The sequence below is a fragment of the Gordonia pseudamarae genome (assembly GCF_025273675.1).
Taxonomy (GTDB): Bacteria; Actinomycetota; Actinomycetes; order Mycobacteriales; family Mycobacteriaceae; genus Gordonia; species Gordonia pseudamarae.
In genome coordinates, this window is record NZ_CP045809.1 from 3,606,672 (window position 1) to 3,621,982 (window position 15,311).

A 15,311-nucleotide genomic window follows, 5' to 3' on the forward strand; every position below is an offset into this window, starting at 1 on the left:
AGGTGCCGTCGGCAACGAGGTAGGCGGAGGGCTTCAAGATCAATGTGTGACGAAAGAACTCGAAACCCTCCTGACTGAACTCTATGTCCTCATCGACGACCACGTCGTCGAACCCCGCTCGGGACGCGGCTGGCGCCCGCTGCTCTCCGATGCCGAACTGCTCACGCTCGCGGTAGCGCAGGTGTTGCTCGGGTTCGACAGTGAACGGCGTTGGATCCGGCACGTCCACGGCAACGAGCAACTGCGCGCACTGTTCCCGTATCTGCCGGGCCAGTCCGACTACAACAAGCGTGTCAGGGCGGCACGAGGGTTGCTGTGCAAGACAATTCAGGCGGTGGCACGGCTCTCACCGTCGTGGTTCGACGACCTGTGGATCACCGACGCCACCCCGGTTCCGTGTGGCATGTCAAGGGAAACGGTCAAGCGGTCCGGCCTGGCCGGGCACGCCGGATACGGCTACTGCGCGTCACACTCGCGTTTCTACTGGGGCTTGAAGTTGTATCTGGTGTGCGCCGGCGACGGGATGCCGATCATGTGGTGCCTGGCGCATCCGAAGATCGGTGAACGCGAGGTGGTGACCGCGCTGCTCGAACGCGATCACCACCTCATCCGCTCCGGGCAGGTGCTGCTCGCCGACAAGGGCTTCTCCGGAAAGACGTTCGCTGCCACAACCGCCGCGATGGGCCTGCGGTTGCTGCGCCCGGACCGCAAGGACGAGACCTACCGCAACGGCAACCTCGGCGGGGTGCGGCAGTGGATCGAATCGGTCAACCAGACCCTCAAAGGGCAGCTCGGCCTGGAGAAACACGGCGGCCGGACCACCCACGGAGTGTTCGCCCGAGTGAGTCAACGCCTCCTGGCGATGTCCGCCGGCATCTGGCACAACTGGACCACCGGCATCACCACCAAACGATCCCTGATCGCGTACGACCACTGACCGCGTCCAAGGAATCAACCATCTAGTGGAAGGCGACAACGATCCCGACGACGCTGACCGCCGTTCCAATGCGCGCGAAGAGAACGAAAGCGGCGCCGCGCCGATAGGCGTCGCGGACGACCAGTCACGGCTGCGGCTGGCGGTGCTCGCCCGCAAGCGCGGGTACTGCTCAGGCTCAAACGAGACGGGGCCATCGACGACGCCGTCGCCCGCAGAATCCAGACACGCCTGGACGTCGAGGAGCTGAGGCTGACTGGCCTGGACCTGCTCGACTGAGCACCGGCGCGCAGCCGGAGCGGCCGCGTGAGGCCCGGATGGGAGGTACTGGCAGTAGCTTCCTCCCGATCCTCATCCGCGGTCGAATAGTTGAGGGCGAAGACCGGCGGGGTGCACCCACCGATTCAGCCGGAGGCCGCGACCACGGACAGTCCTGGGCCGGCCGCCGAGAACCGAATGACATCAGGAGTACACGCACATGCGCGCAGCAGTCATGCACCACGCCGGGGACGTCCGCATCGAGACGGTCCCCGACCCGGTGATCCAACAGCCCACCGACGCGGTCGTCCGCGTGGTCGCCGGCTGCATCTGCGGATCGGACCTGTGGCCCTACGCATCCATGGCGGCCTCGGAGACGGCACGCCGGATGGGCCACGAATTCGTGGGCGTGGTCGAGGAGACCGGCGCTGAGGTCTCCGGCGTCGCCGTCGGCGACTTCGTGATAGCCCCGTTCGTCGCCTCCGACGGGACCTGTGACTTCTGCCGGGAGGGCCTGCAGACCTCCTGCCGCCACGGGGCCCACTGGGGCGGCGCCAACGACGGCGGCCAGGGCGATCGGGTCCGTGTCCCGCAGGCCGACGGCACCCTCGTGGTCGTCCCCGCCGGATTCGACCAGGCGCTGATCCCGTCGCTGCTGGCGCTCTCGGATGTGATGTCGACCGGGTACCACGCTGCCGTCACCGGCGGCGTCGCCCCGGGCAAGTCCGTGACGGTGATCGGTGACGGCGCGGTCGGGCTCTCGGCCGTGCTCTCGGCGAAGTTGCTCGGCGCCGAGCGGATCATCCTGATGGGCCGCCACCAGGCACGTACCGATCTGGGCCGCGAGTTCGGGGCCACCGACGTGGTCGCCGAACGCGGCGACGACGGCATCGCCCGGGTCACCGAGCTCACCGGCGGCGACGGCACCCACGTCGTCCTGGAGGCCGTGGGGCTGAAGCCCGCGCTGGAGACAGCGTTCGCGATCGTCCGCGACGGCGGCGTCATCAGTCGGGTCGGCGCTCCGCAGTACTCCGGGGTGCCGTTCGGGTTCGGCGGCTTCCTGCGCAACGTGACCCTGACCGGCGGCGTCGCCCCGGCCCGCGCCTACATCCCGACGCTGCTACCGCTGGTGCTGGACGGGACGATCGAGCCCGGCCGCGTCTTCGACCGCACCGTGGACCTGGACGGCGTTCCCGACGGATACCGCGCGATGGCCGACCGCGAGGCCCTCAAGGTCCTCGTCCGCCCCTGACCGATCGAAGGAGCCCCCATGGAATACCGCCGGCTCGGACGCACCGGCGTGTCCGTCAGCCCCCTCGCCCTGGGCACGATGATGTTCGGCCCATGGGGCAACGACGACAAGGCCGACAGCATCCGCATCATCCATCGAGCGCTCGACGCCGGGATCAACTTCGTCGACACGGCCGACGTCTACTCGGCGGGCGTGAGCGAGGAGATCGTCGGGAAGGCTTTGCAGGGGCGACGCGACGACGTGGTCCTCGCCACGAAGTTCTTCATGCCGATGGGCAAGGGTCCCAACCGTTCCGGCGGGTCGCGCAAGTACATCATGCGCGCCGTCGAGGACTCCCTGCGCAGGCTCGGCACCGACTACATCGACCTTTACCAGGTCCACCGCCCCTCGGCCACGACCGACGTCGAGGAAACCCTGGGCGCGCTCACCGACCTCGTCCGGCAGGGCAAGGTCCGATACCTCGGCTCCTCGTCCTACTCCGGCTCGCAGATCGTCGAGGCCCAGTGGGCGGCCCGCGAGCGGGGGCTCGAGCGCTTCGTCACCGAGCAGCCGCCGTACTCGATCCTCGTGCGCGGCATCGAGGAGGACGTCCTGCCCGCCGTGCAGCGGCACGGCATGGGCACCTTGACCTATAGCCCCCTCGCGGGCGGCTGGTTGTCGGGACGCTGGCGGAAGGACTCCGCGGGACGGCCTACCTCCTCGGCGCGGCCCAGCGCCCGCTTCGACATGACCGCGCCCGCGAACCTCCGCAAGCTGGACGCCGTGGAGACCCTGGCCCTGCTCGCCGAGGACGCCGGGATCCCGCTCCTGCAGCTGGCGATCGCGTTTGTCATCCGCCACCCGGGCGTCACCAGCGCGATCATCGGCCCGCGCACCATGGACCAGCTGGAGTCCCAGCTGCCCGCCGCCGGAACCCCCCTCTCCGCCGACGTCCTGGACCGGATCGATGAGATCGTCGCGCCCGGCGTGACCGTCAACCCCGACGACAACAGCTACGGCGCCCACGAGCTGGCCCCGACCGCCCGGCGCCGCTGACGCCTCTCGTCCGCGCCTCGCCACGATGCGCGGGTTTCCGTGGTACGGCATCTCGGCCGCACTCGCGGCCCGGACAGGTGGACGGCCGGCCTGGTTCGACGGGCTCACGTGCGTGGGAGGCTGTGGCGCTCCCCCGCTGCTCAGGGACTCCCGCGGATCGTCGCGATCGGACCTCAGCCGGAATCCGCCGCAGCCTGGCACGCAACACCAACGACGCGGCGATGATCACCGCCTCCGGTGAGCACCGTCGGCACGCGTGGGTAGCCGTGGACTATCCACAGCCCATCATCAGGCATTGCGGTTATTTCGATTAGTCGGCAAACTGGCTACATGAGCACCGCCACCGCACCCCGCCGAAAAGGAACGTTCTTCCCTCCGACAGACGCCACCAACCTCGACGCCCTCATGGACCTGTCGAAGTTCCTCGACCACCACGATGAGCCCGCCACGCTCCTCGGCCCCGACGGTGAGCAAATCCCCCTCCCGCTGGAGGTCTACAGCACGCTGACACAGATCGTGGAAGCCATGTGCGCTCACCGTGCAGTCGTGGTCGCTCCGGTCGATCAGAAGCTCTCGACTCAGGAGGCCGCCGACTACCTCGGCATCAGCCGCCCCACGCTCATCAAACTGCTAGAGAGCGGCAAGATCCCCTTCGAGACCGTCGAGGGCAGCCGTCACCGGCGCGTGGAGTTGGGTGACCTGCTCGACTACCAGTCGCAGCGGACTGTGGAGCGGCGCAAGGCATTGCAAGTTCTCGTGGATGACACCGAGGAAAGCGGCCTGTACGACGTGCCCGCCGAGGACTACCGCGACGCCGTACGCACTGCTCGCCACGAGATTGCTGAGGAGCGCAAGGGGTAATGGCGGGGTTTCGCCCGTTGCTCGACGCTTGCGTGCTGGTGCGACCAACAAAGTTGACCTGCGCCTCACGTTCGCCGAGCAACGGGCGTACTTCCCGCTGTGGAGAGACCGAATCATGGAGGAGACTGGACGTATCACCGGCAGGCCACTTCAAAGGCATCGACCGCACCGAGCCCATCGCCGCCCTCCAGGATCGCTGGGTACCGGAGAGCCGTGTGATCTACATCGGCAAAGCCAACGCCGGAAAGACCGGGCGTCGCGGACTCCATGTGCGCCTGAGCGAGTACCGCCGCTACGGAGCCGGTGAGCCCGTCGCGCACACCGGAGGCCGCCGTGTCTGGCAGCTCGCCGGTCACGCCAACTTTCTCGTCGGCTGGCGCGAGATATCGGACGCCGACGCCGCCCCGACCGAGAGCGCCATGATCGCCGCGTTCCGTGACCACCACGGCCGTCTGCCCTTCGCCAACGGGCGGCTGTGAGGCCCACTGAAACCCTTGGCCCACCGTTGGCCCACTGAGGCTCTGAGTCGGGCTACCCCGGGAATGAGAAACCCCTCCGACGCAGGGGGGATTCTGCTTGTGGAGCTAAGGGGACTCGAACCCCTGACCCCCACACTGCCAGGGTGAATACGGGTGTACTCGGGTGTCTCCCGCGTCGCTCGGCGTCGCGCCTGCCAGCGGTTCTACGTCCTCATGCGTCTACCGAGTCGCACCGGGTGTCTCGGTGTCTTAGGCAATCGGTAGGCAATCGCCCGCAGCCCCGAACACGCGTTCGCGTCAGTGCAGGTGTAGACGCCACTGGTCGCCGCCACCGGGCACGATCGGCCGGGCGGCGGGCCAGCGGCCCGAGCGGATCGCCGAGAGCTGGATCACCGCTTCGTCGGCGTACTCGGACAGACGTAGCGCGGCGTCGACCTGCTCGCCGCTGACCTCGCGATACCCGTACAGCCGAGCCGCAAGCTCGCGGATCGGCCGCCAAGTGGTCTCGACCACTCGGCGCGTTCGGTCGAGGGTGCCCGGGTCACCGCTCGCGGTCAGCGCGTCGCGGTCGTCGCAGTGAACGCCGAGGCGGTCGGTCACGGCGTAGGCGCTGAACCTCGGGCCGCGCTCGAATCGCAGCTCGGCGACAGTACCGGCGAGGTCGACCTCGCCCGGCTTGCCGAGCGGTGCGGCGGCGAACTCGCAGCGGCCGGCGTGGCCGAGGCTGTCGGGCGCGTGGATCACGGCGCGCCGCACGGTCAGGCCCATGACGCGCCCGACGACGGCGTGCGCCGCCTCGTGCAGCGCGGTCGTCAGTTCGCGCCGCTCGGTGGCGGTGAGGTCGGTCAGTGTCTTGGTCATCGGTTCGATTCCTTCGGGTGTCCCTGCTCGATGTAGTGGGCGTTTCGCCGCTGCTGTCGTGTCGGCGGCCGATCGAGGCCGATCCGCGCCGTCATGCACCGATCGCACGTGTACCCGTGCACGGTGCCGCGCCACCGGACCGTCGGCGTCCCGCAGCCGGTGCAGGCGTGCAAGTAGTCGGCGCTCACCGCTCGACCTCGATTCCCAGCTCGCGCAGCGTCTCCCGGTGCTGGTCGGCCTCGGATCTCGGCGTCGAGGTGGCGCACTCGCGGCGATAGAACGCGGCACGCTCGGCCCGGCGGGTCAGCGAGAGCGCCGCTCGGTCGATCCCGCGCAGCGCCTCGACCACGGTGTCGCTCACCGCCGAGGGCTCACCGTCGGGCGAGACGACGCGGCCGAGGTAGTCGGCCAGCGGCTCAGCGAACGGGCGCGCCATGTCGGCCAGGGTCGCCGCCCACGATCCGCCGGCGAGATCGTCGCGGGTCAGAGTCGGCCGATTCGGGCGCGGTGCGAGAGCGCGCAGCGCACGGCGTGCACGGCCTCGATCGTCGGGTCGCACGGCGTCGAGCTGGCCGCGCGCGCCACGATCGGCGAGCAGGTCGGCCAGCGTCGACACGGCGGCGAACGTCGCGTCGATCACCTCGTCGGCGGGCGCGAGGTACGCGCCCGGGCTCGGCTCGGCGGCCACCACCTCGGCGACCGGGCCGAGGATCGCGGCGACCTCGACGGCGAGATCGAACCGTCCGTCGAGCGCGACGGGTAAGCGGTTGCGCCGCCGCGCTCGCTGCTCGGTCTGGTCGTAGATGATCGGCTCGGTACGAGCGGGCCAGCGGCGTTGTCGGGCGCGCAGCGCCGCGTGTGTCGGCGTCGAGGTGTCGCGGTGGTCGATGTCGCGGCGCGTGGTGTGTCGAACTGTCATGGTGACGATTCCTCCTAAGTCGTTGTTGTGCAGTCGATTACGGCGCGTTGTGGATGATCGTCGTCGGCCGGTTACCGCCGAGGCGTTGGGCGAAGCCCGGGAACGCGGACGGCGGTGCGTAGACGCGGCGCGGTGTCGGCTCGGGCTCGGCGACCGGCTCGGGTTCGACGGGCTCGGGTGCGGCCGGCGCAGGTGCGCGCACCGGGTAGTCGTCCACGTCGGCCCACGACTCGACGTCGGTTTCGGCGCTGTGCGCCACGCTCGCGGGCGAAACCGGCTCGCTGGTCTGGTTACCCTCGGGCACCGCCGATCGGGCGGCACCGTGGATCCCGGGCAGCGTGCCCGCGAGGGCGTCGGCCATGTCGGGGCGCAACGACGCGATCAGCTCGACCGCAGCCTCGGCGAACTCGCGCTCACCGATCGGCTCGACGCCGACCGACACGGCGGTCGGTGCGTTCAGGCCGAGCAGTTTGGTACGGCGGTCGATCACGCCGAGCACGATCCGCGCGGCGTCGGTGTCACCGGCGATCGCAGCCGACCAGTGCCCGGCCATGAGCGCGTCGAGGCGTTCGGATTCGAGGCGGCGCAGCTCGGCGACCCCCTCGGCCTCGACGCGGTCGAGTAGGCGGCTCACCGCCTTACGTGCGCCGCTCTCGTCGGCGTAGGCGAGCCGGGCGGCGATCTCGCGGTACGGCAGGCCGTCGCGGCGCAGGTTCAGCGCAGCGACCGCGCGTTCGCGCTCGCCGGGCTGGGGCTGGTCAGGCTTGGGCATGGTGTTTCCCTTCGGTGTGAGTGGCGGACATGCCAGAACGGACAGCGGTGAACGCGCCGGCGAGGTCGAGCGCGAGCACGTGCCGGGCGACCTCGGCGAGGCCGTCGGTATCGAGACGCCCGGCCATGAACGCGTCGGCGGTCTCCCGGCCGAGCGCGTCATAGCCGGCGGTCGGTGCGCTCACCGCTCGGCCACCTCGGCGAGGCGGGTCAGTGCGGCGGCGATCGATTCGAGCGCGGCGGCGGAACGCTCCGCAGCTTCGGCCGACGCGACCGCAGCGAGTGCCGAGGTCACCTCGACGGCGTCGCGGTGCCCGCCGCTCTCGGCGTCGAGCACGTCGGCGGCCGAGCGGGCTCGGTCGAGCGCAGCTCTCGGCGGCAGCGGCGTCAGGTCAGGGCCGAGGCCAAGCTCGGCCGCCGCCGCTCGGCGTCGGCGTTCTCGGCTCAGTTCGTGAATCGCGGTCATGTCGGTTGCTCCCTCGGGTTGGTCACAGCTCCCGGCGTTGGGTAGCTGTGTGTCGGCGACGGGTGCGGTGTCACACCGCTCTCGGGCCATGGCCGCCCGATGTCGGTTGAGTTCGTTACGTCGAGGTCGCCCCGGACCCCGCCAGTTCGCACCGAGTGAGTTAGTTCGTCCTATAGACGAACTAACGAACTCGATCTCGGGACTTCGACAGTTCGTTTTGACGAACTGCGTTGAACTGTTGAGCTGGCTCATATTCCGACCGCCTCGACGGTGAACGGATCGGCCCCGGGCGAGAGCAGCTTCGCGTTGCGCGGCCCGGCCGTGACGTCGAGATCGCCCGATCGAATCGCGGCGGCGATGGCCTGACGCGCCACGCGTTGCGGTATCGCGTGCTCGTCGCGTAGGCGGATCTCGGCGGCGTTCTTCGACAGGGTGCCGGGCTCGGCTCGGATCAACGCCATGAGTTCGGGCAGCGCTGCGCGGGCGTTGGAATCGCGTCGGTTGCCCTCGCCGTACGCGAGTCGGCGGGTCTCGGGATCGAACGTGAGCAGCCCCTCAGGCAGCGAGACGTCACGGCCCAGCGCCGAGAAGTATCGAGGCCGCCGCCCGTCGTCATCGCTGTCGTCACCGCCGCGCGCGATCTTCCATTCGGCGTCGGGCCAATCGCGCAACCGTGAGTCACCGCGAGCGCGCTCGGCCTCGTGCCCCATGTGCGTCACGACCAAGCCCTCGGTTGCGCCGATCTCGGCGAGCAGCGCGTCGAACGCGACCAGAACCCGGCCGGCGTCTTTGTCCTCGCTCAGCCCGAGCGCGTCGAGGATCGGCCGCAGACAATCGAGAATCACGACGTCGGCACCGGAGAGCTGCGCGGCCCACCGTGCACGCGTCGCTGGGTCGAGAATGTCGAACGTCGAGACCGCACCGCGCAGCGGGAGAACCGAGACTCGCTCGGTGTTGTCGATCGCCTGCTCGCGCAGCCAGCGGCGCAGTGTGCGCGTGTCGAGTTCGGTGTCGATCAACGCGACCCGACCCACCGGCACCGCGTCGAACCTGTCGAGGAACTTGTCGCCGTCGACCAGCGACCGCAACACGTTGCCGACCAGTGTCGATTTACCGGCCTTGAACTGCGCGGCGAGCAGTACACGCCCGCCCGTGGGCCACAGTTCGCCGACGCGGTAGGCGGCCTCGTCGTCGGGCTGCGCGAGCAGATCAGCGAGGTTCGTCGGGGCGGGCGGCACCACGGCCGCCTCGCGCTGCGCGGCGAGCGAGCGGGAGCGCGTGCCGATCTGACGGCGAACGTCGTCGGCGATCGCGGCTGCCTCTATCAGTAGCGCCGCGATCCCGTCGAGGTCGAGCGGTGTCAGTGCGGCGAGCTGGTCGTCGGTCGCGCCGGCGGACACCGCCGCGTCACCCTTGACCATGAGCGTCGGCGTCTTGCTCCCGAGCGTGAATGCGTTGTCGCGCTCGACCTTGTCGGCGAGCTTGCGCGCCCACAGTTGCGAGGTCGTCGGGAGATCGGCCAGCGCGAAACGGCAACCGGCCCACCGCTTGAGACGCGCCTCGGTCGCCACCTCACGCTCGGCGGTCGCCCGGGCGGTCGGCGGGTTGCTCGGGAACGGGCTCACCGTTTCCGCCGCGAGAGCGGTAGGATCGAAGACCGACCCCGTGCCCTCGGGTTCGCGTTGCCCGTCCGGTGAGGCCACCGGGCGGGCACTCTCATTCTTGGTCAATTCCCTTGCCTCACTTCACAAGTTGACGGCGAGACCGGCCGAGGTCCGAAACCATGCCGGCCGGTCTCGCCGGATCACCGCGCGCTAGTTGGTCTCGTTACGCCGAGGTGGCGGTCTCGCCCTCAGTCAGCAGCCGATACAGCGCCGCCGCCGGGACTCGCAGACGCCGCGCGCCGAGGCGGATCGTCGGGATATGCCCGGCTTGCGCGAGCCGGTAACCGTAAGCGCGGGAGACGCCGAGGTATTCGGCGGCGCGCTCGATGCTCACGGTGGGCGGTCCCTCGCGCAGCTCGTCAAGTGTCGGGGCGGCGGTGCTGTCGGTTGTGGTCATGTCTCTAGCGTCGTTACTCGCATGGCGAATGTCTAGCGTGTAGAGTCGCCAACATGAGCACAGCACGGCGAGACCGGGGAGACGTTGCCTCAATCACATACGCCGACCCACAGCCCAAGCGCCGCAGTCCGTTTCGAGCGCCCGCACCCGATGAACGCGTCGCGATCCGCCTTCACGGACACCCGCGTACCTACGTCGTGCGCGTCGTGACAACCGGCCGCGAGCCACAGCTCACCGAGTTGTCGGTCATCGCCGACGCGGGAACTACCGTCGACCCGGCGGCGCTCCGCGAGATCCCGGCCCGCCGCCTCGCATACTCGGCCGCGCAGTGGATCGCGCGACTCGGCGGCCAGGTCGCCTACGCGAGCGACCAGGCCGAGACCCGCACGCGACCCGAGGACGCCGACCCGCGAGTGTGGGACGCCGCGCGGATCGCCGACCGGGCGCTCGCCCTCGGGCTGCCCGTGCGCCAGACCGTCGCCGACGACCTCGTGGTGTCGACGCGCACCGCCGACCGCCTACTCGCCAAGGCCAAGGCCGAGGGATTCCTCGACGCCGACGACCTGCCGAAACGCCCACAACCCCGACAGAAGGACACGAACCGATGAGCGCCGACGACACCCGCAAGCGCGGCCCGAGAACCGACGACGGTCTGACCAAGCTCGCCGACGGGCGTTGGCGAGCCCGGCCGACCCTCGGCACCGACCCGGTGACCGGCAAACAGGTTCGGCCCTACCGCACGTTCTCGACCAAGGGCGCAGCTCGCGAATGGATCACCGAGCAGCGCAAGCAGTGGGACGCGCACACGTGGTCGGCCAAGTCCGAACGCACCTTTGACGACGTCGCCGACCACTGGCTCAAGGTGCGCGCCGCCGACGACGGCACGCGCGCGAACACGATCCGCGCCGATCGCGAGTCGCTGGCATACGCCCGGCGGGCGTTCGGGTCGGTGGCCGTGCAGAAGCTCACGCCCGAGGTGCTGGTCGACTGGTCGCTGAACCTGACCACCAAGCCCGGCACCAACGCCGACGGCACGCCCAAGCCCGGCCGACCGCTCGCGGCCTCGACCAAGCGGCGCGCGATCGTCACGGTTAAGGCCGTCATGGCGCACGCGGTGCGGATGCGGTGGGTGAACTACGACCCGACCGCCAACCTCGACGCGCCCGGTCAGAAGGTGATTGTGGCCGTCGCCGAGGGTGAGATCTGGACGCCCGAGCAGATGACGGCGTTTCTCGACTCGGTGGCCGACCATCGCCTCGCTGGTTGCTTCGCCCTGACACTGCTCGGCCTACGCCGCGAGGAAGTCGGCGGGCTGCGCTGGTCGGATCTCGACCTCGACGCGGGCGAGCTGCGTATCCGTCAGGCTCGGGTCGACGTCAACGGGCGCGACGTCGTCGGCGACCCGAAGAACGCGCGCAGCGTGCGCGACCTGCCGATCCCGCCGCGCGAACTCGCGATGGTCAAGGCGATGCGCACCGCCCACCTCCGCGAGCGCATGGCCGTCGGCCGGCCACTGGCCGAGGGCGATCTCATCCTCGCTCGGATCGACGGGTCGCCGCTCCCGGTGCGCGACTACACGCGGTTGTTCACCGCTCGGCGCAAGGCGGCCAAGCTCCCGCCGATCACGCTGCGCAACCTTCGGCACTCGTCGGTCTCGCGTATGCGGGCGGCGGGCGTACCCGCCGACGTCGTGGCGGCGTGGCACGGCCACAGCGAGCGCATGACGACGGCGGTTTACGGGCGCGTGAGCGACGACCGACTCAAGGCCGCCGCTGACGTATTTTCCAAGGCCGTAGGCAATAGTTAGGCAATCCGGCGAGGGTAGGCAACGACCCCACCAACGACGAAACCCGTTCCGACGCAGGTCGGAACGGGTTTCTCATCGGTGGAGCTAAGGGGACTCGAACCCCTGACCCCCACACTGCCAGTGTGGTGCGCTACCAGCTGCGCCATAGCCCCGTATTCGGTTGTCGCTCGCGGTTTCCCTGAGCGCCTTTGAAAAGTTACACCACCATCGGCACGCTCACCAAATCGTCCCGGTCACCTGCGTAAACGCGGCGACCGGGACGATAACGGTTACTTCAGGAGGTCGGTTAGCCAGGTGTCGCTGAGAGTGACCAGCTTGCCGTCGTGCAGCACCGATGGGGTGCTGACCTGTCCGCCGGTGGCCTTGGCGAGTGTCTGCTGCGCCGCGTCGGCGTTCTCCTCGGCCTTCTTGACGCGGGCACCCGAGGAGATGCACGCCTGGGTGTTGCTGCTCGCGCCGGCGTCGGCGGCGAACTCGGCCAGTTGCTTGTTGTCGTGGTCGGTTGAACCGCCCTCGGTGGGCTGGTTCTGGAACAGGGTGGAGTGGAACTTCTCGATCACGTCCTGCTTCTCGCCACCGTCGGCGACGCACTGGAAGGCCGCGGCCGCGCGGGTGGAGTAGTCACCGGATGCCGAACTCCTGTTGAGGAAGTTGAGCATGTGGTAACGCACCCGCAGCTGCTTGTTGTTGACCGCTTCGAGGATCTGCTGACCCTGCGAGGCCTCGAACTGGCCACAGGCCGGGCACATGAAATCCTCGAACACGTCGATGGTGACGGGTGCGGATTCCTCGCCGATGGCCAGCGCGGTGTTGGTGAGCTGCGATTCGTCGACCTGCTCGCCGCCGTCGTTGTTGCTCCACACGATGCCGCCGATGACGACCGCAGCGATCACCACAATCGCCACACCGAACAGGATGTAGGTCATCGTGCTCGAGTTGGATTGTGGCTTGTACCCCGATTTTCCTACCTTGGGCACCTGTTGCTTGCGGTCTTTGCTCACTGACCTGTCCTTCTGCTGTTCAGAGCCAGGCCGTCACGACACGGCCGGGCTGAGTGTCTCCTCGACAACTTTAGCGACCAGGCCGTAAGAGCTTCCTGAACGCGTGCCCGACGTTTCCGGGTCACCCACCGAGCGCGGCGTCGACGACCTCCTGCGCCTGCTCCTGCACCTGGGCCAGGTGATCGGCGCCCTTGAACGATTCGCCGTAGATTTTGTACACGTCCTCGGTGCCCGACGGACGGGCCGCGAACCAGGCGTTCTCGGTGGTCACCTTGAGCCCGCCGATCGCCGCGCCGTTCCCGGGCGCCTCGGTGAGGATCGCGGTGATCGGTTCACCGGCGAGTTCGGTGGCGGTGATCTGGTCGGCCGACAGCTTGGCCAGCGTCGCCTTCTGTTCGCGACTGGCCGGGGCGTCGACGCGGGCGTACACCGATTCGCCGTAGGTGTCGGCGAGCCTGCGATAGTGCTGCGACGGCGACTGTCCGGTCACCGCCTGGATCTCGGCGGCGAGCAACGCCAGGATGATGCCGTCCTTGTCGGTGGACCACGGCCTGCCGTCGAACGTGAGGAACGAGGCCCCCGCGCTCTCCTCTCCGCCGAACGCGATCGACCCGTCGAGCAGGCCGTCGACGAACCATTTGAATCCCACCGGCACTTCCAGGAGCGTGCGGCCGATACCGGCCACCACCCGATCGATGAGTGAGGACGACACGAGTGTCTTGCCCACCGCCGCAGCCGGGTTCCAGCCGGGGCGGTGCGTGAACAGGTATTCGATGGCGACGGCCAGATAGTGGTTCGGGTTCATCAGACCGGCGTCGGGGGTGACGATGCCGTGGCGGTCGGAATCGGCGTCGTTGCCGGTGGCGATGTCGTAGTTGTCGCGGGCGGAGATCAGCGACGCCATCGCGTTCGGCGAGGAGCAGTCCATCCGGATCTTGCCGTCGGTGTCGAGGGTCATGAAACCGAATGTGGGGTCGACCGTGGCGTTGACGACGGTGAAGTTCGGCAGGTCGAACCGTTCACCCAGCTCGGCCCAGTAGCCGACCGACGCACCGCCCATCGGGTCGGCGCCGATCCGCACACCCGCCGAGCGGATGGCGTCGATGTCGACGACGCCGGCCAGATCGGCGAAGTAGCCGTCGATGAAGGAGTGGTCGGCGACCAGGTCACTGGCCCGCGCCGCCTCGAACGACACCCGCCTGACCCCGGAAAGACCTTCGGCGAGAAGCTGGTTGGCCCGATCGGCGACCACCGAGGTGATGCCGGTGTCGGCCGGACCGCCGCTGGGCGGATTGTATTTGAATCCGCCGTCGCGGGGTGGGTTGTGCGACGGGGTGACGACGATGCCGTCGGAGAGCACACCCGGGTGGTCACGGTTGAAGGCGAGGATCGCGTGACTGACCGCAGGGGTGGGCGTGAACGCGTCACCGGCCGCCGTGCATACGCTGACCCCGTTCGCGACGAGCACCTCCAGCGCGCTGCGCCATGCCGGGATCGACAGCAGGTGGGTGTCGAAACCGATGAACAGCGGCCCGGTGATCCCCGCCCCCGCACGGTATTCGACGATCGCCTGCGTCGTCGCCAGGATGTGATCCTCGTTGAACGCGTTGTCCAGACTCGATCCGCGATGCCCGGAGGTACCGAACACGACCTGCTGCAACGGATCCGACGGATCGGGCTTGTTCTGGTAGTAGGCCCGCTCGACGGCGTCGACGTCGATCAGATCTTCGGGTAAGGCCGGGGTTCCTGCGCGCGGGTGAGCCATAGGCCGATTCTGCCATCGGAGCGGTCCGCGCGCGCATGATCACACCACGTTCACCGTCAGTCCACAGACCGGCCCCAGATCGTCGCCGGCCGGACATCGCGGCCGGCACATCGTGTAGAACGGCAGGCATGCTTCTGCGCGCCCCGTCGTCCCCGGCACTGGCCGTCCTGGTGTTGCCCGGCGGTACCGATTCCAGCTACAAACCGTTCAGCCCACTCCAAGGGTCCGCGATGCGCATGTACCCGTTCAGTGCCTCCATCCGCGCCCGCTACGGGTCGGCGGTGGCGGTGCGCGACGTCCGCTATCGGGTGTACGGCTGGAACGGGGAGCAGAACAGTCCGATGCTGTACGCGCGCAAAGCCCTCGACGACATCACCGCACGCCATCCGGGGATTCCGGTGGCGCTCATCGGGCATTCGATGGGCGGCCGGGTCGGTGCGCGGCTGGCCGCGCACCACAGCGTCGGATCACTGCTCGCCCTCGCCCCGTGGTGGCAGTTCGCCGACTGGCGACACATCCACGACGACGTCCGGGTGGTTGCCGTGCACGGCACCGCCGACACCCGCACCTACGCACGGCGCACCGAGAAGGGTGTCGCCGAACTCTCCGCACGCGGAGTCGACGCGACATATGTACCGATCCCCGGCGGGGGCCATCCGATGCTCGACCACATACTCACCTGGCAGGGTGAGGCGCTTCGGTTCGTCGGGCGTTCGCTCGAGGAAGCCCGCGCGCTCGCACGGTGAGCGGACCTGCCTCGCAACTGTTCTCACCCGTGCGCAGGCGGTGTCGTCGACAGTAGGTAGTTGTGCGGATGTGCCCCGGTGGCACCGACGCCAGA

General features: G+C 69.0%; 18 protein-coding genes and 1 tRNA gene. 9 read left to right on the forward strand and 10 right to left on the reverse strand.

Annotation, left to right across the window (positions count from 1 at the left end):
- Positions 1–46: 46 nt before the first annotated feature.
- The 6 genes from GII31_RS16035 (at position 47) to GII31_RS16060 (ending at position 4,819) form a co-directional block, all read left to right on the forward strand.
- A complete protein-coding gene (locus tag GII31_RS16035; protein ID WP_260840032.1) occupies positions 47–937 on the forward strand; it encodes an IS982 family transposase in 891 nt (296 codons plus the stop codon).
- 25 nt (positions 938–962) lie between these two features.
- Positions 963–1,184: a hypothetical protein gene (locus GII31_RS16040; protein WP_213244401.1), complete on the forward strand. Its 222-nt coding sequence runs from the start codon at positions 963–965 to the stop codon at positions 1,182–1,184.
- Positions 1,185–1,412: 228 nt separating this feature from the next.
- Positions 1,413–2,444, forward strand: coding sequence for a zinc-dependent alcohol dehydrogenase family protein (locus GII31_RS16045; protein ID WP_213244402.1), 1,032 nt, complete (start codon positions 1,413–1,415; stop codon positions 2,442–2,444).
- Between the two features lie 18 nt (positions 2,445–2,462).
- Complete coding sequence (locus GII31_RS16050) at positions 2,463–3,479, forward strand: aldo/keto reductase (RefSeq protein ID WP_213244403.1); 1,017 nt, start codon at positions 2,463–2,465, stop codon at positions 3,477–3,479.
- Positions 3,480–3,809: 330 nt separating this feature from the next.
- On the forward strand, positions 3,810–4,340 hold the full coding sequence (locus GII31_RS16055) for a helix-turn-helix domain-containing protein (RefSeq protein WP_213244404.1): 531 nt from the start codon (positions 3,810–3,812) through the stop codon (positions 4,338–4,340).
- A gap of 215 nt (positions 4,341–4,555) precedes the next feature.
- On the forward strand, positions 4,556–4,819 hold the full coding sequence (locus GII31_RS16060; RefSeq protein WP_246221913.1) for a hypothetical protein: 264 nt from the start codon (positions 4,556–4,558) through the stop codon (positions 4,817–4,819).
- 297 nt (positions 4,820–5,116) lie between these two features.
- On the opposite strand, the gene GII31_RS16065 is transcribed toward GII31_RS16060, so the two are convergent.
- The 7 genes from GII31_RS16065 to GII31_RS16095 form a co-directional block, all read right to left on the reverse strand.
- Positions 5,117–5,680 (reverse strand): hypothetical protein, encoded by a 564-nt coding sequence (locus GII31_RS16065; RefSeq protein WP_213244405.1) that lies wholly within the window; start codon positions 5,678–5,680, stop codon positions 5,117–5,119.
- Positions 5,681–5,864: 184 nt separating this feature from the next.
- On the reverse strand, positions 5,865–6,599 hold the full coding sequence (locus tag GII31_RS16070; protein ID WP_260840033.1) for a hypothetical protein: 735 nt from the start codon (positions 6,597–6,599) through the stop codon (positions 5,865–5,867).
- Positions 6,600–6,636: 37 nt separating this feature from the next.
- Positions 6,637–7,371, reverse strand: coding sequence for a hypothetical protein (locus GII31_RS16075; RefSeq protein ID WP_213244407.1), 735 nt, complete (start codon positions 7,369–7,371; stop codon positions 6,637–6,639).
- Complete coding sequence (locus GII31_RS16080; protein WP_213244408.1) at positions 7,358–7,555, reverse strand: hypothetical protein; 198 nt, start codon at positions 7,553–7,555, stop codon at positions 7,358–7,360. Before GII31_RS16080 ends, GII31_RS16075 begins: the two co-directional genes overlap by 14 nt.
- Positions 7,552–7,836: a hypothetical protein gene (locus GII31_RS16085; RefSeq protein ID WP_213244409.1), complete on the reverse strand. Its 285-nt coding sequence runs from the start codon at positions 7,834–7,836 to the stop codon at positions 7,552–7,554. Before GII31_RS16085 ends, GII31_RS16080 begins: the two co-directional genes overlap by 4 nt.
- Before the next feature lie 248 nt (positions 7,837–8,084).
- Positions 8,085–9,257, reverse strand: coding sequence for an AAA family ATPase (locus tag GII31_RS16090; protein ID WP_407649987.1), 1,173 nt, complete (start codon positions 9,255–9,257; stop codon positions 8,085–8,087).
- Positions 9,258–9,663: 406 nt separating this feature from the next.
- Positions 9,664–9,897 carry a helix-turn-helix transcriptional regulator gene (locus GII31_RS16095; RefSeq protein WP_213244411.1) on the reverse strand — a complete coding sequence of 78 codons (234 nt, stop codon included), beginning with the start codon at positions 9,895–9,897 and terminating at the stop codon, positions 9,664–9,666.
- 53 nt (positions 9,898–9,950) lie between these two features.
- On the opposite strand from GII31_RS16095, the gene GII31_RS16100 reads away from it, so the two are divergent.
- Both GII31_RS16100 and GII31_RS16105 read left to right on the forward strand, forming a co-directional pair.
- Positions 9,951–10,505: a hypothetical protein gene (locus GII31_RS16100; RefSeq protein WP_213244412.1), complete on the forward strand. Its 555-nt coding sequence runs from the start codon at positions 9,951–9,953 to the stop codon at positions 10,503–10,505.
- Entirely contained in the window at positions 10,502–11,704 is a 1,203-nt protein-coding gene (locus tag GII31_RS16105; protein ID WP_213244413.1) for a tyrosine-type recombinase/integrase, read from the forward strand. The genes GII31_RS16100 and GII31_RS16105 overlap by 4 nt, the downstream gene beginning before the upstream one ends.
- 79 nt (positions 11,705–11,783) lie before the next feature.
- Here the strand turns inward: GII31_RS16105 and GII31_RS16110 are convergent.
- The 3 genes from GII31_RS16110 to pgm all read right to left on the reverse strand — a co-directional run bounded on the left by GII31_RS16110 (position 11,784) and on the right by pgm (position 14,470).
- A tRNA-Ala gene (locus GII31_RS16110) sits at positions 11,784–11,856 on the reverse strand.
- A gap of 117 nt (positions 11,857–11,973) precedes the next feature.
- Positions 11,974–12,705, reverse strand: coding sequence for a DsbA family protein (locus GII31_RS16115; RefSeq protein ID WP_213244414.1), 732 nt, complete (start codon positions 12,703–12,705; stop codon positions 11,974–11,976).
- A gap of 121 nt (positions 12,706–12,826) precedes the next feature.
- Positions 12,827–14,470, reverse strand: a complete 1,644-nt coding sequence (gene pgm, locus GII31_RS16120; protein ID WP_213244415.1) for a phosphoglucomutase (alpha-D-glucose-1,6-bisphosphate-dependent) — start codon at positions 14,468–14,470, stop codon at positions 12,827–12,829.
- A 128-nt stretch (positions 14,471–14,598) separates the two neighbouring features.
- Here pgm and GII31_RS16125 point away from each other — a divergent pair, with 128 nt between their 5' ends.
- Positions 14,599–15,216 (forward strand): alpha/beta fold hydrolase, encoded by a 618-nt coding sequence (locus GII31_RS16125; RefSeq protein WP_213244416.1) that lies wholly within the window; start codon positions 14,599–14,601, stop codon positions 15,214–15,216.
- Positions 15,217–15,311 lie beyond the last annotated feature (95 nt).